At 38.8% G+C, this 18,679-nt stretch carries 17 protein-coding genes and 1 pseudogene; 5 read left to right on the forward strand and 13 right to left on the reverse strand.

The genetic code is table 11. The features are described 5' to 3' along the window. Positions 1 to 9: 9 nt before the first annotated feature. A complete protein-coding gene (locus I6F45_RS08200; protein ID WP_165741061.1) occupies positions 10 to 1,620 on the reverse strand; it encodes a sodium:solute symporter family transporter in 1,611 nt (536 codons plus the stop codon). 238 nt (positions 1,621 to 1,858) lie between these two features. Between I6F45_RS08200 and I6F45_RS08205 the strand changes: the two genes are divergently transcribed. Beyond that, complete coding sequence (locus I6F45_RS08205) at positions 1,859 to 2,872, forward strand: nuclear transport factor 2 family protein (RefSeq protein ID WP_197160224.1); 1,014 nt, start codon at positions 1,859 to 1,861, stop codon at positions 2,870 to 2,872. A 62-nt stretch (positions 2,873 to 2,934) separates the two neighbouring features. On the opposite strand, the gene I6F45_RS08210 is transcribed toward I6F45_RS08205, so the two are convergent. The 5 genes from I6F45_RS08210 to hisD are packed head-to-tail and all read right to left on the reverse strand — an operon-like array spanning position 2,935 to position 7,723. Next, entirely contained in the window at positions 2,935 to 3,957 is a 1,023-nt protein-coding gene (locus I6F45_RS08210) for an ester cyclase (RefSeq protein WP_197160225.1), read from the reverse strand. Continuing rightward, on the reverse strand, positions 3,954 to 4,724 hold the full coding sequence (locus I6F45_RS08215; protein WP_197119512.1) for an HpcH/HpaI aldolase family protein: 771 nt from the start codon (positions 4,722 to 4,724) through the stop codon (positions 3,954 to 3,956). Before I6F45_RS08215 ends, I6F45_RS08210 begins: the two co-directional genes overlap by 4 nt. Next, on the reverse strand, positions 4,721 to 5,422 hold the full coding sequence (locus tag I6F45_RS08220) for an alpha/beta fold hydrolase (protein WP_197160226.1): 702 nt from the start codon (positions 5,420 to 5,422) through the stop codon (positions 4,721 to 4,723). The genes I6F45_RS08215 and I6F45_RS08220 overlap by 4 nt, the downstream gene beginning before the upstream one ends. A gap of 14 nt (positions 5,423 to 5,436) precedes the next feature. Then, positions 5,437 to 6,444 carry a LacI family DNA-binding transcriptional regulator gene (locus tag I6F45_RS08225; RefSeq protein ID WP_149591888.1) on the reverse strand — a complete coding sequence of 336 codons (1,008 nt, stop codon included), beginning with the start codon at positions 6,442 to 6,444 and terminating at the stop codon, positions 5,437 to 5,439. 4 nt (positions 6,445 to 6,448) lie between these two features. Further along, positions 6,449 to 7,723: a histidinol dehydrogenase gene (gene hisD, locus I6F45_RS08230; RefSeq protein WP_197160227.1), complete on the reverse strand. Its 1,275-nt coding sequence runs from the start codon at positions 7,721 to 7,723 to the stop codon at positions 6,449 to 6,451. Positions 7,724 to 7,852: 129 nt separating this feature from the next. On the opposite strand from hisD, the gene I6F45_RS08235 reads away from it, so the two are divergent. Together I6F45_RS08235 and I6F45_RS08240 are read left to right on the forward strand one after the other, a co-directional pair. Continuing rightward, positions 7,853 to 8,593: an SDR family NAD(P)-dependent oxidoreductase gene (locus tag I6F45_RS08235; RefSeq protein ID WP_165740532.1), complete on the forward strand. Its 741-nt coding sequence runs from the start codon at positions 7,853 to 7,855 to the stop codon at positions 8,591 to 8,593. Positions 8,594 to 8,611: 18 nt separating this feature from the next. Further along, positions 8,612 to 9,610, forward strand: a complete 999-nt coding sequence (locus I6F45_RS08240; RefSeq protein ID WP_165740533.1) for a cupin domain-containing protein — start codon at positions 8,612 to 8,614, stop codon at positions 9,608 to 9,610. Between the two features lie 29 nt (positions 9,611 to 9,639). On the opposite strand, the pseudogene I6F45_RS08245 reads toward I6F45_RS08240, so the two are convergent. Continuing rightward, positions 9,640 to 10,529 (reverse strand): annotated as a pseudogene (locus I6F45_RS08245) (DMT family transporter). 105 nt (positions 10,530 to 10,634) lie between these two features. On the opposite strand from I6F45_RS08245, the gene I6F45_RS08250 reads away from it, so the two are divergent. Next, positions 10,635 to 11,156 carry a sel1 repeat family protein gene (locus I6F45_RS08250; protein WP_165728573.1) on the forward strand — a complete coding sequence of 174 codons (522 nt, stop codon included), beginning with the start codon at positions 10,635 to 10,637 and terminating at the stop codon, positions 11,154 to 11,156. Positions 11,157 to 11,158: 2 nt separating this feature from the next. On the opposite strand, the gene I6F45_RS08255 is transcribed toward I6F45_RS08250, so the two are convergent. From I6F45_RS08255 to dinG, 6 genes are read right to left on the reverse strand one after another with little or no spacing between them, the layout of a single operon-like run. Next, complete coding sequence (locus I6F45_RS08255; protein ID WP_007584045.1) at positions 11,159 to 11,311, reverse strand: DUF2496 domain-containing protein; 153 nt, start codon at positions 11,309 to 11,311, stop codon at positions 11,159 to 11,161. Then, positions 11,295 to 11,576 carry a late competence development ComFB family protein gene (locus tag I6F45_RS08260; protein WP_024590772.1) on the reverse strand — a complete coding sequence of 94 codons (282 nt, stop codon included), beginning with the start codon at positions 11,574 to 11,576 and terminating at the stop codon, positions 11,295 to 11,297. The genes I6F45_RS08255 and I6F45_RS08260 overlap by 17 nt, the downstream gene beginning before the upstream one ends. A gap of 51 nt (positions 11,577 to 11,627) precedes the next feature. After that, positions 11,628 to 12,521 (reverse strand): histone deacetylase family protein, encoded by an 894-nt coding sequence (locus tag I6F45_RS08265; RefSeq protein WP_197160228.1) that lies wholly within the window; start codon positions 12,519 to 12,521, stop codon positions 11,628 to 11,630. Positions 12,522 to 12,534: 13 nt separating this feature from the next. Continuing rightward, positions 12,535 to 13,143 (reverse strand): primosomal replication protein, encoded by a 609-nt coding sequence (locus I6F45_RS08270; protein ID WP_007378182.1) that lies wholly within the window; start codon positions 13,141 to 13,143, stop codon positions 12,535 to 12,537. A 1-nt stretch (position 13,144) separates the two neighbouring features. Further along, the gene (locus I6F45_RS08275) at positions 13,145 to 13,921 is read right to left on the reverse strand and encodes a sulfite exporter TauE/SafE family protein (protein ID WP_010553699.1); all 777 of its coding nucleotides are present in this window, start codon (positions 13,919 to 13,921) and stop codon (positions 13,145 to 13,147) included. Further along, complete coding sequence (gene dinG / locus I6F45_RS08280; RefSeq protein WP_165725432.1) at positions 13,921 to 15,996, reverse strand: ATP-dependent DNA helicase DinG; 2,076 nt, start codon at positions 15,994 to 15,996, stop codon at positions 13,921 to 13,923. The genes I6F45_RS08275 and dinG overlap by 1 nt, the downstream gene beginning before the upstream one ends. Before the next feature lie 194 nt (positions 15,997 to 16,190). Here dinG and I6F45_RS08285 point away from each other — a divergent pair, with 194 nt between their 5' ends. After that, positions 16,191 to 18,533 (forward strand): DNA polymerase II, encoded by a 2,343-nt coding sequence (locus I6F45_RS08285; protein ID WP_197160229.1) that lies wholly within the window; start codon positions 16,191 to 16,193, stop codon positions 18,531 to 18,533. The last annotated feature ends 146 nt before the right edge of the window (positions 18,534 to 18,679 follow it).

The raw sequence follows: 18,679 nt of genomic DNA on the forward strand, positions 1-18,679 counted from the left end.
TATTTCACCTTATACAAAATGTTCAAATAACATGAGAGACGCGAAGCTCACTACAAAAAAGCCGAGTAACCAGTAGTTTATTGAGTCAAACTTACCTGGAACTAAATACCAACCATTTTCTTTTTCAGGGCGGTTTTGTTCTTTAAACACTTTTAGCTGACCTTTAATGGTGTACTCGTTGTATTCCTCTTGAAAACCATCAAAAGCGATACTCAACGTAATACTAAACACTACACACGTTAGGGCACCAATTGCACAGTACCAAGGCCATGCTATATCGGTGTAAAGGGCACATATTGCAACAGTTACAAACGATACTAATGTGCCAATTAAGAGGCCTTTTTCGGTGGTGTGCTTAGAGAAAAATCCTAGTGCAAACATACCTAATTGAGCACCTACAAAGTATGAGCCGACCTTGGTGAGTATTTCTAAAATTGAGCCTTCGCTGTAAAGGTGATACATAATGGCGGGTACAATGATGATTATTGCCCAGCCAAGGGTAAATAAGCGTGTTGCACCTAAGTAATGTGCGTCGTTTTTATCTGGTGCAAAATACTTTTTATAAAAGTCGATAGTACTAATTGTAGAGAGTGAGTTAAGCGCTGAGTCGAGGCTCGACATAGAAGCGGCCATAACGGCTGCCGCTATTATTCCCATTAATCCTGGTAGACCATAGTCGGATGCAAACTGTAAAATAATTAAGTTGTCGTTTTCAAATGTACGGCCGCCGTAGTAGCTGTAAAACAATACGCCCATAAATATAAAAAACAGGTAAATAAAGAATGCAATAAAGCCCATTAGTAAGTACGACTTTTTAGCATCACCAATGTTTTTAGCTGCAAGCGTACGCTGCACCATCATTTGGTTAGTGCCGTAAACAGTGATGTGATAAAGCGACATAGCTAGCACGCCAGACCAAACGGTGGTTACTTGCGTGAAGTCGAACGAGAAATTAAGAGGGTCTAACTTACCTTGTGCTTTTAACTCAGTAAGTGTTGAGCTAAACGAGCCATCCATCGAGGTAATAAGTGCATACATAATAATGCCGGCACCAATAAATAATATTGCTGATTGAATAACATCGGTCCATATTACGGCAGTTATACCTCCTAGCATGGTATATATTAGTGCGATAATAGTGACTAAAAATATGGCAGTAATAACGTTAATATCTACAATAAAGGCAAGTACTAAAGAGGTTGCATAAAGTACGGCGGCTGACCCCATTGTTTGTGAAATAAGCCAAATTGTGGAGATTAAAATCCGCGCTTTTTTACCAAAACGACGCTCTTGGTATTCGTATATCGAGGCGACACCTGCATTGTAAAAAAACGGAAAAAACAAACACACAACAGCCACAATAACGAGTGGGTAGTTTAAGTGTATGGCAATAACCGATAAACCCTCTTTGTATGACCACGCTGGCGCACCTAAAAATGTAAGCGCACTAACATAGGTTGCCACTACCGATATACCAATAGCCCACCAAGGTGTATTTTTTCGGCCAATATAAAAATCATTAGCACTGCTCACCTTTTTACTTATTACAAACCCAAGTATGAGGTTAGCAATAATGTACCCGATGAGAATACTCCAATTCAATAATCCAAAATCATTCATAATTAATCCTGTTAGATTAGGTATTACGGGCTAATTAGCCTATTTATACTTTTTATTTTGAATCATCATGAATCACTTTGACTTCGAAGTCAATTGTCATTAGTATTATTTTAAATCGATTTATAACTTAGTATTTACAGGCTTTTAATTACTCTTTAAATAGAATACATTTTAGCAATGCATATTTATTTGCGGTTTAAGAGTGTTAATTTGATTGCGCAAACAACAAGGGAACATCATGGCAGAAATAATTAATAATAAGCAGTTGGTTCGTCAGTTTCATGCTGCATTAGAAAAAACACAAGGTAATGATTTAAATGCTGTATTTAAAGAATACTTGGCAGATAATTACAGCTTTAAAGGTGTGCATCCGTTTAATGAATTAAATAATGCTAATGATGTAATTGAACATGTTTGGCAGCCTTTATTTCATTCTTTTAAAGCTCTTCAGCGCCGTGAAGATATTTTTATTGCAGGGCAAAGTGAAGCCGATGGTGGCGAGTGGGTAATGAGTATGGGCCACTTTATGGGCCTCTTTGATCGTGACTGGTTAGGTATTGCACCTTCTCATAAATTGGCGACAATTCGCTACGCTGAGTTTAACTGTGTTAAAGACGGTAAAATTATTCAAACTGGTTTTTTTGTCGATATTATTGGGGTGATGCTACAAGTAGGTTTAAACCCATTACCGCTCTCTACCGGGCAATACTTTACTTATCCTGGGCCACGTACCCACGATGGAGTTCGTTTAGGTGAAGGGAGCGATGAGCAAAGTACGCGCACAATGAACTTGGTTAATCAGATGATTGATAACCTAACCGCGCTTAATCAAAGCGGTATAAATACCTGCCCACCCGAAGTGCTTGCAAAAACATGGGATGAAAACATGGTTTGGTATGGCCCTGCGGGTATTGGTGCTACATATACAATTGAGCGTTATCAGCAACAACATATGTATCCGTTTAGAGAAGGGTTAACGGGTAAAGTATTTAATGGCCATATTTGCCGGTTTGCTGAGGATGAATATGCATGCTTTTTTGGTTGGCCAAACTTAACAAATACCGCCATTGGTGGCTTTTTAGGTTTACCTGGAGCTAATACTCCTGCTGATATGCGCGTGGTTGATGTATATCATCGTGAAGGTGATAAGCTAGTTGAAAACTGGGTAATTATTGACTTACCGTATTGGTTAAAACAACAAGGCTTAGATATTTTAAAACGCACACAAAGTATTGCTAATCCGGGGGCGTAGCCTGTTTAAGCTATAAAAAAGCTCTGTTTTACAGAGCTTTTTTATTTATACGGCTTTAATTGTTAGGGCGCAAAGTTTAAATAGTGCGCTTTAGTTAGTTCTTTCATACGAGCTAATACATCAACTCCAATTTGATTGTACACATCAAGCATATCTATCAGCACCCAGTTTTCGCGAATTAAGTTATTCTCGACTCGCCAAAAGTCGAGACTACGCATGGTTATTTGCTGATTTGCGGGCGCAATACCTAACCAACCATCGTTACTAATTGTCATGCTCATACCAGGCCATGCAGTAAACCCTACGTAGTTTTCATCGGCAAATAAATAGCCTTTACTTGCATCGCCAACCCGGTTGGGTAGGGCATTTAAAAAGGGAATTTGATGCCAATTTCTAAAGCCTTTTACACCGCGTGCAGTGCCTATTGTACTTGGCCCATACCAGCTAAAATGCGGATGCCAAAAGTGCTCTAGTTTCATGGCTTTAATGCCACCTTCAGCATAAAATCCAAGATGCTCACACATATTGCCCACAAGCTTTAAACTTTGCGCAGCTTGTTCGCTATTATAAGGACGGGTGATTAACCCATCTTGTGTGGCAGGCCCTGGCACATGCCACTCTTTGCCTAAGCTCGGAGACAGTGGCCATACGTTTGCTTGCATCATTACTTCGGGAATATCCCAAATAGCTTGTACTTCAACCACTTTGCTATTTTTAATCCGGTAAAACTCATGAAAACGCATACTCACTTGATGCCCTGTGGGTGGAATGCCTAGCCATGGTTTTTCGAATGAGCCGGTATAGTATCCACAGCAGCCAACCCAATCAGAGTCGTTTATAGAGCTACCTGCCATTACAATGGTATCGCGGCGTTCAAGGCCAACAAATGCTTTGCTAAGGGGTAAATAGGCTTGCTCAATAAGTGCATTAGGATTTGCGAGTGTTTCAAACGGGTAGCAAAGTTGTATTAATGCGTCATCAGTAAATAAGTTTGTGACTTCTTTTTTGAGCAAATTTATATCAAAGTTATAAAGTGCGCTTCTGAAGTTTTTAATTAACTCTTTATTTTTGTTATGGATACTCATATTTTTGATTCACTTGTAGCTGATTCAAAGTCTGCACGTAATTGCTTAGCACCACTTAGTAAAAAGCTATGATCAGAGCCTAATAGATAAAAACTTACGCCTAACGATTGCCAATGACTGAGCTCACTTAAATTACCAACAAACATGCCACAGCATTTATTATATTTTGCCGCTGCGTTAGCTATCTTAGTAACGGCATCAATAACAATAGGAGCGCTTGGATTAGTTTCACCGAGGGAAATAGTTAAGTCCATTCGGCCTATAAAAATACAGTCAATTTCGTCTATTTGGCATAATTCATCGATGTTCTCAAGCGCATCGGCATCTTCTATTTGAGCAATAATGCAGGTAGATGATTTGTTGGCTGCTAAGTTATCGGTTAATGCATGTGTGGTATAGCCTGCAAAGCGGCTTGAACCTGCGTAACCCCTACCGTTGTTGCCATAAAAGCAGTTTTTAATAATCGCTTTTGCTTGCTCTGGCGTTTTAATGTGAGGTAGTACTAAGCCGTCAGCACCGATATCTAAACTGCTAAGTATAGTGGCGTGATCGGTATTACTTACGCGAATAAGGGTCGGCATGTTTTTAGTACGGGCTGCCATAATGCAACTATCTAAATCGCCGCGATCAAACGGAGCATGCTCTGCATCTAAACACAAAACATCGAGATTAGTGTGAGAAAGTACTTCGGTATTATGATAATGAGTACTTTTTATAAATGTGCCTAATAGCAATTGTTGAGCATTTAACTTTTGTTTTAAATTCATTTAATAGACTCCAACCAATCTAAGAGTAGTGCGTTTAGGGTGTTACTTCTTTCAAGCGGGACGAAATGTCCACAATTGCCTAATAAAATAAGATCGCTATTAGGGCAGGCATTATGCATTGTTTTTTGAATAGTGCTTGGACATAAAACGTCACGTTCACCACCAACAAATAGTAATTTTTTATTGGTTTTCTTAATAACGTTTAGGGTGTCTTCGCGTGTTGCAAGGGCATTTAATTGTGCACTAAAAGCGTTAAAGCCAAGCTCATTTGCCATTTTTAATGCAAGTTCACTGTGCTTTATATTTGGCTGGTGGAAATAATGCGGTAAAAAGTCGAGCTTAAGTACGCTTTCTACGCCTGTAGCGTGTGCTTGCTCAATTTGTTTTTGCCTAATAGCCGGGCGTTCGAGTTTGTCGGCTAGGCTATTACTTGATATTAAACACAGCGACTGTATAAGCTCAGGGTTTGATTTTAAAAGTGCAAGAGCAACAATCCCACCCATTGAAAAACCAATAAAAGGAGCAGGCTTTAGGGCTATGGTTTTAGTAAGCTCAGCCATTTTTTCAATGCTTGTTTGTTCAGTAAATGGAATAACGTGAGGGGTATAACCCGCATTTTGAAGGGCAACTATTTGCGCTTCAAACATACGGTGGTTACACATAGTACCAGGTAAAATATAAACAGGATTTTTGGCCACAAAAATTCCTTAATTTAGCGTGTTTTAATAGAGTTCCCTGTAATTAATGAACCGGTAAAAACTCGTGCTTCAGCAGCGGCTTGAGGGTTTTCAATACGTTCCATGAGTATGTCTACAGCAGCTTTTGTTAACTGTTTCATAGGTTGTTGTATTGTGGTTATTTGATAGTTGTACCAAGACGCAGCACTAATACCATCAAACCCTACCACCGACACATCGTCGGGTACGCTTAAGTTTAAGTTTTGTTTGATTTCATCAATTACGCCAATGGCCATTACATCGTTACTGCAAATAATAGCATCGGGTAGGGTGTTTGTTTTTAACCAATCTTCTAATGCACTTCGTGCTGATTTATAGCCATAATCACCATAAATAACAGGCGTATTTTGGATACCTAAAGTGTGTAAATAATTTTGAGCTATTTCACGGCGCTCGTTGGCTACATCGGAGTCATCTGGGCCGGCAATAATTAAATACGACTTATGGTTAGATTGGTGTAATAAATCAATTAGCTGTTTAATGCCTTTATCGTGATTGCAGCAAACTGTGTTTGCATTCGATTCAGGCACATTACGGTTATAAAGCACAATAGGTGTGCTGTGTTTAGCAAATAAATCCAGGCTTTTACTATCAAAGTGAGCCGCTAGAGCAATTACGCCATCAACCTGAAAGGTCCAAATGTTTTCGAGTAATTCATCTAATTCGTCTGCGTCATCAAGAGTAAAGAGCAGCACTCGTTTATTGTTAAGTGCTAGCTCTTTGTTAAGCTCAGAGAGTACCTCAGGGTAGTTCAAGTTTGCTCGCGATGATAAAATAACCGCGACCATACCAGACTGTTTAGTGATCAACATACGGGCAATGGCATTAGGGCGATAGCCCATTTCATTGGCTGTTGCGACTACCTTTTCGCGGGTTTTTTTAGACACGCTAAATCCGGGTCTAAATACACGCGATACCGCCGATTGTGATACACCCGCTTCGCGGGCTACATCATATGAGGTGACTCGTTTTTGCTTTGACAATGATTTATTTCCTATATCGTCTTACTCGTATGTCTGCTTGTTCTTTGTGGCCAGCGAACCCTTCTGCAGCACATAAACGTGAACAATACTCACCAACAATAACCGAGGCTTCTTCTGTTACTCGTTGGAAAGTACATGTTTTTATGAATTTTCCTACCCATAGCCCACCAGTATAACGCGCTGCTTTACCTGTGGGTAGTGTATGGTTTGTACCAATACATTTATCGCCATAAGAAACGTTAGTTTGCGGACCTAAAAACAAGGCTCCAAAGTTTTGCATGTTTTCTTTGAAGTAGTCGGTATTGCGAGTCATAATTTGTACGTGTTCAAATGCAAGATCGTTAGCAACTTCGATCATCTCCTCATAGGTATCACATACAATAACTTCACCATGATCCTTCCATGCCACACCTGCAATATCAGCAGTAGGTAATATGGTAAGTTGTCTCTCTACTTCAGCCATTGTATCAATAGCTAATTGCTCAGAGTTAGTCAGTAAAATAGCGGGAGACGTAGGACCGTGCTCTGCTTGGCCTAGTAAATCGGTCGCACATAATTCGCCATCTACACTGTCATCAGCAATAACGAGTGTTTCGGTAGGGCCTGCAAATAAGTCGATACCAACTCGGCCAAATAACTGTCGTTTAGCCTCGGCTACAAAGGCGTTACCCGGGCCTACAATCATATCTACAGGAGCAATAGTTTGCGTTCCAATAGCCATTGCAGCAACGGCTTGTACACCACCGAGGCAGTAAATTTCATCTGCGCCGGCCATATCCATTGCAACCACAATTTCTGGTGATGGCTTGCCATTAAAAGGTGGAGCCATGGCGATAACACGTTTAACACCGGCTACTTTAGCCGTTAATACACTCATGTGTGCAGAGGCTAGTAGTGGATATTTCCCACCTGGTACGTAACAACCTACGCTCTCCATTGCTATGTGTTTATGGCCAAGCGTAACGCCAGGTAGTGTTTCTACTTCAACGTCTTTCATTGAGTCACGTTGAATTTGAGCAAAATTACGGACTTGGCTTTGCGCCCATTTAATATCTTCGATTAATTGATCATCAAGTTGTGCATAACACGCTTTAATTTCATCACTAGATAGCCTGAAAGACTTCGGAGTCCATTTGTCGAATTTTTCAGAATATTCACGAATTGCTGCATCACCTTCAGATTCAACACGCGCTAAAATATTTTCTACAATATCTCTTACTGATTGATTTTGTTTTTGTTTTGAGTCAACTGGTTGACCTTTTTTTAAATGCTTTATCATTGTTTATATCCTTAGTGACTAGTTGTTTTATACACTGTTGATGAGACGTACTGGTTAAATAATGTCTTGCATCTGTGGGTACTCTAATTAATAATGACTTCGAATGCAATATAGAATTTAGGTGAACAAATGGGATTTGATAAAACTCTTTTACTTGGTAAAACCATTTTGATAACGGGTGCGGGTAAAGGCATTGGTAAATCGTGCGTACAAAAGTGTGTAGATGCGGGTGCAAATATAATTGCTGTGGCGCGTACAAAACACGATTTGGAACAGCTCAAGGAATATGCTCCTTCGCAAATAGAAATCTGGCCGCTTGATATAAACAGTGATGCTTTTTATGAGCGTTTACGTGGACTTACTAAGTTAGACGGTTTACTTAACAACGCAGGTATTAACCGTGTTGCGCCAATGCTTGAGCAAACAGATGACAATATTGATGATGTAATTTCGATGAATATCCGTAGTGTTTATCGAATAAGCCAAGCAGCATTACCAGCTTTAATTAACTCTGGTGCCGGTGCTGTGGTTAACATGTCATCTCAAATGGGGTTTGTAGGCTCACCTAATCGTACTTTGTATTGCATGAGTAAGCATGCGGTAGAGGGGCTCACCAAGGCACTTGCTGTTGAACTAGCAACACAAAATGTACGTGTTAATACCGTTGCTCCTACGTTTGTTGAAACGCCAATGACAAAGCCAATGCTTGAAAATCCCGACTTCAAAAAATTTGTTTATGACATGATCCCAATGAAAAAAATTGCCCAAACGGATGATGTTGCAAATGCTTGTGTATTTTTGCTTAGTGAGTTGTCTGCAATGATCACAGGAACAAGTATAAAAATTGATGGCGGCTGGACCGCTCAGTAATTAATTTAGGAGAGAATAATGAGTTTATTTGCAGAACGCTTAGTACGATACGATGATTTAATTCCGTGTAAGAATGCCTTTATTGATACGCGTTCGCCTGGTAGTGATCAAAAAGAAAATTTTACTATTATAGGTCCAGGTGTTGCAGAAAACCCTAATCAGCATGTGCATATTTCTATACCACATGGCTTTAATATTGGTGGTGCTCGCCAACCTGCTGGGTGCTTAAACTCGCAGCATAGCCACTTAACCGAAGAGATATTTGTTGTACACAGTGGCACATGGGCATTTTATACCGGTGTAGACGGTAAAGACGCTAAGGTAATTTTAAACGAAGGCGATATTATTTCGATTCCTTTAGATATTTTTAGAGGATTTGAAAACGTAGGTAATGGTATTGGCTACTTATATGCAGTGCTTGGCAGTGACGATCCGGGTAGAGTACTTTGGGCTCCACAAGTATTTGATATGGCAAAAGAGTTTGGCCTTATTTTACTTGAAAATGGCAGTTTAGTAGATACAACGCTCAATGAAAAAGCTCCTGATGGGGTTAGTCCAATGGCTGTTACTAGCAGTGAACAAATAGCGCAGCACCGAATAATAACAGACGAAGAGCTTGCGCAAACAGTGGTCAGAGCAAGTGATTTTAATTGGAACAAGCACTCTTACCTAAGCCAATTCGAAGGTGTTTACGAAGCACCACTAGTTGGCAATTTAAATGCCGATACGCCTATTCAAACACAACTAAATTGGCCACATGGATTTAATATATCAGCGTTAAAACTCCAACCAAATGCAAAAATAGCAAAACACATTCGTTTTGAAGAAGAGGTTATTTTTGTTCATCAAGGTAGCTTAACCATTGATTTAGGCGATGAAGTATTAACGCTTACTCAAGGAGATACATTTTCAGTTCCTATTGAGCATAGCCGAGCGTTTAGTAATGAAGCGAAAAATGATTGTATTGTGTATATTACTCGCAGGAATGATTCGCCAAAAGATCCGCAATTTATTTAAACTTTAATGCCATATGTAATTTAAGGCACTTAGCTTGTTTTAGCTAAGTGCCTTTTTCGTGGTAAAAAACCAGTAACCAGCATAGTGCCTACAATTACAAATAGTGCGCCTAGTAATGTATTTGGCCCTATTTGCTCATCTAAAAATAAATGCCCCCAAAATATGCCAAATAATGGAATTAAAAATGTAACCGTGAGTGCTGAGGTTGGGCCAATATCGTCGATTAATTTAAAAAATAAAATATAAGCAAGGGCGGTACATACTACGCCCAGTACTAATACACCTAGCATAATGTTGGTGCTTGGTATTTCTCGTATTGGCATAAATAAGATAAGCGGTAATACCATAAAGCTCGACGCCCACATTGAGCCATGGGCATTATCGAATGGGGCCAGTTTAGGCGCGTTTTTAGTGTAATGCGATGCAATGGCATAGCAAAGTGAAGTGAAGCGCTTAATGCCGCTACTATAGCTATGATTGATTGGCTATTTAATACAAAGTGATTTTGGCCAACGAGTATTGCAACACCTATCAAGCCAAGCAATAAACCAAGCACTATACTTTTGGTAGGCTTTGTTTTTGTCCATAAAATACCAACTACTACGCCCCAAATAGGGGTTGTTGAATTTAAAATTGATAAAGTAGAAGCGCTTATAGTTTGTGCTGCATAGGCAAAAAATAAAAACGGCAGAGCCGAATTAAACGCGTCTATAATAAAAAAGTGTTTTTTGTGTTCAGTAAACGCTAAACGGCGCTTTAAATACAAGGCAACAATAAATAAAGTAACTGCAGCAAAGCCTACTCTAAACTCAATTAATACCGCTGGCCCCAAGCTGTTAGCTGCCATTCGCATAAATAAAAAAGAAGCGCCCCATATAGCGGCCAGAAAAAATAATCGCAGTAAGCTTGCTAAGGTCATGATAGTATTTTAATTATGCATATTGGATTTTAGAATAGCAGGGTTTATAAACACTGTAAGCCATATTCGGAACCGGCATATAAAAATAATAAATTAAGGATAAGAATGAAAACGTTCTCAGTAGTTTCTATGGTATTTATCACTTTTTTGGGTGGATGTAATTCAAGCTCAATCAACCTTTACAGTGATACCACCATGAAAAAGAATGAATACAATGGTATTAAAGCGTATCGAAAAGGACAGTTTGAGGCCGCTTTCAATTATTTAAAAGAGCCTGCTGGGCTAGGCTATAAAAGCGCACAATACACGTTGGCGTTTATGTTTTTGAAAGGCCAATACTTGGAGCAATCTACTAAACTAGGGATGGGCTGGCTAGGTGTTGCAAGAGAAGCGGGGGTTGAAAATTGGTCTGCGCAATACGATGTATTTTACAGTGCAGCGACTACGCAGCAAAAACAACAAATAGACGAAACAGTTGCGTTGTATATAACGCAATTTGGCGTTAAAGCACAAAATATGACCTGTCGTCGTTCAACTTCACCTAGACGTACATTTGGTGAAGTTAAAATTGATTGCACTAAGCACGAAGGTAGCGTTACCGAGCACGACATACAAATAATAGAATAGAGTTATGGCTTTTCTAGCTTTTTTTCAAAGTCGCTTTTTACAATATCGAGTGCTTTTAAGACCTCTTCTGGAGCAACATCGTGCTGCTCTAGTATCATAATTAAATCTACTGCAAGTTTAATATGTGTAGGGGCTTGATCAAGTGGGCTTGTCATTTAATTCTTTCTTTTTTGATATTTGGCTAATGGCGACATTTATTGCTGTTTGCACACGTTGTTCCATATGTATGCGTTCTGATTGCGGTAAATAAAACGCCATATCTACATCGTAGCGAATATATCGTGGCGGGAGCTGATTTAGTACCGTACAACAAAAGTCAGCCATTACATCTTCATCATATTTTTCATCAAGTTTAAGTTTGATGATTTCTTCAACTACAATCTTTTCGTAATAGTTGTGTATGTCTTCGTGTAATCGCATATTCCCACCGCTTTAAAATAATCCGTTTAACTGAGTCTATACTAAGGCTTACTATAAATCGATAGCGGCTTTAAATAGTTGTTTATGAACATTAATTAGTGAACTCAAATTACGCTGATAACCGCCACCTAAAGCGCACATTAGTGGGATTTGATGTTGCTTACAGAAGTTGAGAACAAACAAGTCGCGCTCATATACGCCATTGAGCGATATATTAAACAAGCCTAACTCGTCTTTAGTGTAAATATCAGCGCCTGCATTATACAAAATAATATCAGGGTTATGTATGCGCACGCAAAAATCGAGTGCTTGCTCTAATGTAGCAAGGTACTCATCGTCGGCTGTTTTAGCGGGCAATGCAAAATCGTAAGTGGACTCTTGTTTATTAAGAGGAAAATTTTGTTCACAATGAATTGAGCAGGTAATAATTTGGTTATGGTTTTGAGTGATTTGTGCTGTGCCATCGCCTTGGTGTACGTCGCAATCAAAAATTAAAACAGTGTCGGCTTGCTCTGTATTTATTAAATGTGCTGCTGCAATAGCTAAATCATTAAAAATACAAAAGCCACTGCCAAAATCGCTATAGGCATGATGATAACCACCGCTCAAGTTGAAGGTTAGATCGTGCCTAAATGCCGCTTCAGCAGCTTGAATACTCGCGCCAATAGATAAAAGAATACGCTCTACAAGTTGTTGCGAATAGGGAAATCCCATCTTTTTAATTGCTTTATCGCTTAGTGTTCCATTTAAAAAGTCATCTATATAACGTTGGCTATGACATAGCGCAAGTTGAGATACGGTTACTTTTTTAGGCTCTTGAAAGTGAATCGCCGAAACACCTAGATTTTCTATTTCGGTTTTAAGTAACTTATACTTTTGAATAGGGAATCGATGACGTTCTGCAAGGATAAGGTCTGAATACAATGGATGATAATAAAGCTGCATAGTAAAGTGCGCCTTAACGCAGTTGTTGTTTTTCTACTTGTTGTATTTTGTCCTCAGTGGCAGAAATTGCTTTTCTGCAGCGACCCAATCGAGCATGTGTGCTTAATATTTCAAGGTTAAGCTTTTGTGCTTTAGCTGGCGAGGCTTTATCCATTTGCATTTTACGCTCTTCAATCATGAGCACTAAACGGCGTTCAAACTCATGGTTTTGTTTTAATTCGTCGTAAAGCTCGTGCGATGATTGCATTATTTTTTGTACCGCTTGCTTATAAACGGTTTGCTTAGGGCGTGGTTTATAATGGCTTTTGTTTTCTTTAACCCAAATAGGCGTTGATTTAATAACGTTGAATACAGCTTGTACTTGAGCTGCTATACGTTCAAGCGCGTAGGTATAAGCATGGCGATGCTCACTTGGCGGTAATCTTGACACTTCGTCTTCAATTTCTATTACGTAATCGACTAGGTTCATGCTTTTTGTACTAAAAACGGCGCGGTCAAACAAGCTCGGTTGCGCCTGCATATAACGGTTTTTAGAAAACAGTTTAGCTTTATCAAATTGCTCAGCTTGTTGTTTTAGCGTTGCAACTTGTTGGCGTAGTTTATCTAAAGCCATTGAATGCATATTAAAAGTAAGCCTCGTAAATTAGTTTTAAAGCTAAAAGTATAACCATAGTATTAAATACAGGGCGAATAAATTTACTACCAAAACGTATTGCTGAATGTGCTCCAAACCATGCGCCTAGCATAATAAAAAAGCCCATTGTTATGCCAAGTAAAAAGTTTACATGGCCGAGTGCTACAAAGGTGATGAGCGATATAAAGTTAGAAACAAAGTTCATTGAACGCGCTAAACCACAATTGAGTAGCAAGTTCATTTTATAAAGCATGCCATTAGAAGCGGTCCAAAAAGTACCTGTACCTGGGCCTGCTAAACCATCAAAAAAGCCTAATGCTAAACCCTGTAGCCATTGTTTTATTTTCATCGCTTTGTTGAGTTTAGGCAGTTCATCGCCTTCTGTGGTGCTTAAATTACCAAATAAGCTATAGGCGGCAACTAAAATAATAATAATTGGGAGTAGTTTGTTTAAAAAGTCGATACTTAAATGATCAACAATAACAGTGCCTATCAATGCACCTATTGCAGTAGCAATTACGGAGGCAGCCCAAAACTTAGGACTAAATAAGTTCTTTTTATAATAGGTATAGCTTGCTGTTAAGGAGCCAAAACTTGCTGCTAGTTTATTGGTGCCTAATGTTAAATGTGGAGGTAAGCCTGCAGTTAATAAAGCGGGCACAGTTAACATACCACCGCCACCGGCGATAGCGTCTATAAAACCTGCGGCAAGTGCAACAGCACATAAAACAGCCCAGGTTGTTGGATCGAGTGCGAGTTCAAACATTAATAATCTATTTGTCTTTTAAAAGGTGGTAGGGTGTCGAGCATGGCTTTACCGTATCGCTTAGTAACTAAGCGTCTATCGAGAATAGTAATACAGCCTTCATCACTCTCTTTTCGCAGCAGTCTACCACAGCTTTGTACCAATTTCTTTGCGGCGTCTGGTACGGTAATCGTTAAAAACGGGTTACCGCCTTTGCTTTGTACAAATTCTGCTTGCGCTTCTTCTATCGGCGAAGTAGGTACAGCAAACGGAATTTTAGTAATTATTAAGTTCTCTAAATATTTACCAGGTAAATCAAGGCCTTCCGAAAGGCTTTGTGTTCCAAATAAAATACTGCCTTTGCCTTCGTCTACATTTTTGGTGTGTAATTTAAGCAACGCTTCTCGCGACATTTCACCTTGTACTAATAAGTTAAAACCTTTTGTTCTAAGAAACTTTGTTACGTGGTCCATTTGCCAATAAGAAGCGAATAGTACAAGGTTCGCTTTTTTATCATTTAGGTACTCTGGTAATGTTTTAGCTAGGTGATCACTAAAGTCTTTATCGGTTGGTTCTACTTTAGATACCGGAATACGTAAAGTGGCTTGTTTTGGGTAATCAAAAGGAGAAGGTACTTTAATAAATTTAACGCCTTCTTCTTTAGCAAGCCCTGTTTCGTAAGCAAAGTGATCGAACGAGCCCAGTGCACTTAATGTAGCAGAGCACAAAACAGCGCCCGCGCATTCTCGCCACAATTTATCTTTTAAGTAATAACCGACCTCGATAGGGCAGTCGCTTAATAAGTGGTCGTGATGGCTTTTGTATTCAAGGCGTTTTATCCACCGTGCATGAGGAGCACCTTCGCCTTTTTTTGCGTAACTAAACCATAGTTTGTTTAGTTGCTCTAACCGGTTTATGTATTGACCGCTTTCGCCTAGTATTGGGTCGGCAACGTAAGGTTTTATGTCGCCATCACTTACATCTTGGGTAAGGGTGTCGTGCATTTTGTTTAAACAGCGCAGCGCATCTTGCGTGGCTTCGCTTATGTCTTTTGCTTTACTGTGCAGTGACTCTGGAATTTCACCGTGTTCAAAGCGATAAGTATCGTCTTTTGAGTATTCAAAGTCGGCATTATCAAGAATATCGCGAACTACTTTTAAATCTTTATTCGCGTCATTAATGCTGTCGCAAAGTTTAAAGTTTTGCCCAATAGCTCTTTGCCCCACTAAAACCTTCGCCATTTTCCCGCTAAACTTGGTGAGCTTATCAAGCCATTCTATCGTGCCTTTGATTGTTGCTGCGGCCGATGAAAAATCGCGTGTTATATGTGCTAAATGATGCGCTTCATCAATAACGTAAATGGTGTTGTCGGGCTCTGGTAAAATTTTACCACCGCCTAGGTCTAAATCGGCAAGTAATAAAGAGTGATTAATTACCAGTACATCCATTTGCATTAATTGATTACGAGCAAGCTGAAACGGACACGTTTGATGGGCCTTCATTTGGCGTTGGCATGAATGTTTATCGCACGCTATTAAGTTCCACACTCTATCGGGTACAGTATCGGCCCAACTGTCTCTATCGCCTTGCCATTTTTTATTCACATAGGCGTTATATAGCTCATTCAAACACTTGGTTTCCATTGCGCTCAGTGGTGAAGTAAGCGTTGGCATAAAATCCATTTGTGTTTGGCTATCGCCATTAACCGCGTTATGTAATTTATGAGCACAAATGTAACGATGGCGACCTTTTACTAAATCAAATTTAAAGTCGAGGCCTGAATGCTTTTTAAAAAATGGCAGTTCTTTTGCTATTAATTGCTCTTGCAGTGCAACCGTTGCAGTAGAAATAACTAACTTCTTTTTTTGCGCTAGGGCAAGAGGCAGTGCGCCTAAACAGTAAGCAAGAGACTTACCGGTACCGGTGCCAGCTTCAATAACGCATATGCGTTGTTTTTTATGATATTCGCCTGCAAGGGTTTTTGCTATTTCAGCTACAAGGTAGTTTTGGCTGCTGCGAGGGCGATAATCGTTTAGGTTACTAGCCACATGCTGGTGTACTTGCCTAATTGTTTTTTTTAGTGAGTCAGAAAGCATGGGATGATTTACCTAAAGTATGTATATAATTACAGTGCTATGGATTTTAGAGTTATAAGAGTGTAACTACAAGAAGTGATGAAATTAATTTAGCAAAATAAAGTCTCTGAGTGTTTATTTAGGTTGAGTGTATGGCTTTAAAGCATTTTTAATTAAGTAAAAACTTACATATATATGTATAAGGTTTAGTAATAGTGTACTTAACAGCCGGTTTTATTGTTTCTTCTCATGCCTATGATACTGCAAACGGCATATGTTACGAAGCGTGGTTTTGTAGTGATAAAGGGCCTATAAAAACGGTGTCGGCTAACGAAAATGCACTGTTTTTTATCAAAAGCAAAGATGCTGAAATAGCGAATGAAATATTAGTAGCTGAATCACTTAACTTTAATATTAAAAGTCTTGAGCTAAAAAACTTTCAGCAAGAAGATATGTCGGCCTGTTACTTCAAATCACTAAAGCATTTTTATTCTGCTACTAAAGCTTTAAAGCAACGTGGTGTTGTATTATTTGAAGAAGATATTCGACCAATAGAGCGCTATTTAATGGAACGCTTTATAAAAGGTGGAGCTTGGATAACGGGTAATGTATTTAAACAAGATGGCTATACATTAATAACCGACGCTAAATTAAAAGTGAATGAAGAATATTCCCCAACCCTTAATAAACTCTCGTTAGACATTGAATGTAACGAGAGTGGGGTTCTGTTTTCTGTTGGACTCGTGGGTTGTAATTTAGACTGTGTTTTAATGATTGGCGAGCCAGATAGAGAGGCTACCAACCTCGAGTTTGATATTATTTGGTGTGTAGATGAGGCCGAGCTCTTAAAGGGATTAGAGCATTTTATTAAGCTTAGCGATCCTGATGTAATAATTGGCTGGAATGTAATTGAGTTCGACTTTGCTGTTATTCATGAAAGAGCTGAAGCACTTGGGGTTAAGTTATTACTGGGTAGAGGAAATCAGCCTTTATATGTTCGAAAAGGGCACTTTACTCGAGTATCGATCCCTGGGCGATGTGTGGTTGATGGAATAGACACATTAAAAAATGGCACATATAGCTTTGAGAGCTTTTCGTTAGCTAATGTTTCAAATCAAGTGTTGGGTGAGTCTAAATTAATCGATTCGGGTAATAGTCTCCAGGAAATTATTAGGCAATTTAACGAAGATAAACTTTCTTTAGCAAAATATAATCGACAAGATTGTATTTTGGTAAATAAAATTTTTGATAAATTAAAGCTACTCGATTTTTCTATTATAAGAACAAAGCTTACGGGGTTAGAGCTTGAAAAAAAGGGCGGCTCTGTTGCTGCTTTTATCAATATGTATTTACCATTACTGCATCGCAGTGGTTATGTTGCCCCAAATATGGGCGATCATGGACTTACATTTGAAAGCCCTGGTGGTTATGTCATGGAGTCTATTCCTGGCCTTTATAAAAATGTCATTGTTTTAGACTTTAAAAGCCTATACCCCAGTATTATGCAAACTTTTTACATTGATCCACTCGGACTAATAGAAGGTCTGAAAAATCCTGAGCATAGTGTGCAGGGATTTAATGAAGCCGTATTCTCGCGAGACAAGCATCACTTACCTTTACTTGTTAAAAGCTTAGCGTCTCAAAGGCAGCTCGCCAAAGATAACCAAGATCAAATGCTCTCTCAAGCAATCAAAATAATAATGAATAGTTTATATGGCGTTCTAGGCTCAAAAGGATGCAGGTTTTACGATCCTAGGTTATCGAGCTCTATTACGCTAAGAGGGCACGAAATAATGCTACAAACTAAAAAGTGGATAGAGGAACTTGGTTATAGCGTTATTTATGGCGATACCGACTCTACGTTTATTAAGTTGGATGATGAGCTAACACCAGATGAGTGTAATGAAATTGGTGCGTTTTTAGCTAAAAAGATAACTACAGATTGGGTTAATGAGACTAAACAAACGCACAACTTAACAAGTCATTTAGAAATAGAGTTTGAATCTCTTTATAGCCCTTTCTTTTTACCAACAATAAGAGGGAAGTTAGTTGGCTCTAAAAAGCGCTATGTCGGTAAATTAATTAAACCAAACGAATCAAAACTAGTATTTAAAGGATTAGAAACGGTAAGAAGTGATTGGACTAAACTTGCTCAACAATTTCAGTTCGATCTATTTACTGGTCTTTTTGATGGAAATTCAAACATAAATGACCTTGTAAAAGACTATACAACAAAGCTATTTAAAGGTGAGTTTGATGATTTACTCATATTTAAAAAGAGATTAGGTCAAAACTTAATCGATTATAAAAAGAATATTCCTCCTCATATTCAGGCAGTTAAGAAACACCAGAAAAAAAATAGCGAATTTACGGTCAATAGGGGTGAATTTGTTACATTTGTTTACACAACTGCTGGAGTTGAACTATATCAAGGCTTTCATAGCTATGACTATGCAACTTATGTAGAAAAACAGATTGTACCGTTAATTGAAATGGTTGATCTTGTTTCGCACTCAAGTGTTTATTTTGGGTTAAATTTACAAGAGGAACTTTTTTAATAACACCATAAATAGCAACATATCTGTGTTTTCATACTGTCCACATCTTATTTATTCTAGTTTATTGCGATTTTGATTATTATATTCGCAAATATTTCTTTTTCTGTAAAGGCTTGTTAACTTTTTGTTGGCTTTTTGGTGGTTTT

Origin of the sequence: Pseudoalteromonas sp. SWYJZ19, assembly GCF_015864375.1 — a bacterium.
GTDB classification, from domain to species: domain Bacteria; phylum Pseudomonadota; class Gammaproteobacteria; order Enterobacterales; family Alteromonadaceae; genus Pseudoalteromonas; species Pseudoalteromonas arctica.

Excerpts from the sequence above, each read along its gene's own strand:
- I6F45_RS08235 (WP_165740532.1), top strand. The coding sequence starts at position 7,853 with ATGGGATTTGATAAAACTCTTTTACTTGGTAAAACCATTTTGATAACG.
- I6F45_RS08210 (WP_197160225.1), bottom strand. The coding sequence starts at position 3,957 with ATGAGTATCCATAACAAAAATAAAGAGTTAATTAAAAACTTCAGAAGC.
- I6F45_RS08265 (WP_197160228.1), bottom strand. The coding sequence starts at position 12,521 with ATGCAGCTTTATTATCATCCATTGTATTCAGACCTTATCCTTGCAGAA.
- I6F45_RS08205 (WP_197160224.1), top strand. The coding sequence starts at position 1,859 with ATGGCAGAAATAATTAATAATAAGCAGTTGGTTCGTCAGTTTCATGCT.
- I6F45_RS08255 (WP_007584045.1), bottom strand. The coding sequence starts at position 11,311 with ATGACAAGCCCACTTGATCAAGCCCCTACACATATTAAACTTGCAGTA.
- I6F45_RS08270 (WP_007378182.1), bottom strand. The coding sequence starts at position 13,143 with ATGCATTCAATGGCTTTAGATAAACTACGCCAACAAGTTGCAACGCTA.
- I6F45_RS08275 (WP_010553699.1), bottom strand. The coding sequence starts at position 13,921 with ATGTTTGAACTCGCACTCGATCCAACAACCTGGGCTGTTTTATGTGCT.
- I6F45_RS08200 (WP_165741061.1), bottom strand. The coding sequence starts at position 1,620 with ATGAATGATTTTGGATTATTGAATTGGAGTATTCTCATCGGGTACATT.
- dinG (WP_165725432.1), bottom strand. The coding sequence starts at position 15,996 with ATGCTTTCTGACTCACTAAAAAAAACAATTAGGCAAGTACACCAGCAT.
- I6F45_RS08240 (WP_165740533.1), top strand. The coding sequence starts at position 8,612 with ATGAGTTTATTTGCAGAACGCTTAGTACGATACGATGATTTAATTCCG.
- I6F45_RS08260 (WP_024590772.1), bottom strand. The coding sequence starts at position 11,576 with ATGCGATTACACGAAGACATACACAACTATTACGAAAAGATTGTAGTT.
- I6F45_RS08250 (WP_165728573.1), top strand. The coding sequence starts at position 10,635 with ATGAAAACGTTCTCAGTAGTTTCTATGGTATTTATCACTTTTTTGGGT.
- I6F45_RS08215 (WP_197119512.1), bottom strand. The coding sequence starts at position 4,724 with ATGAATTTAAAACAAAAGTTAAATGCTCAACAATTGCTATTAGGCACA.
- hisD (WP_197160227.1), bottom strand. The coding sequence starts at position 7,723 with ATGATAAAGCATTTAAAAAAAGGTCAACCAGTTGACTCAAAACAAAAA.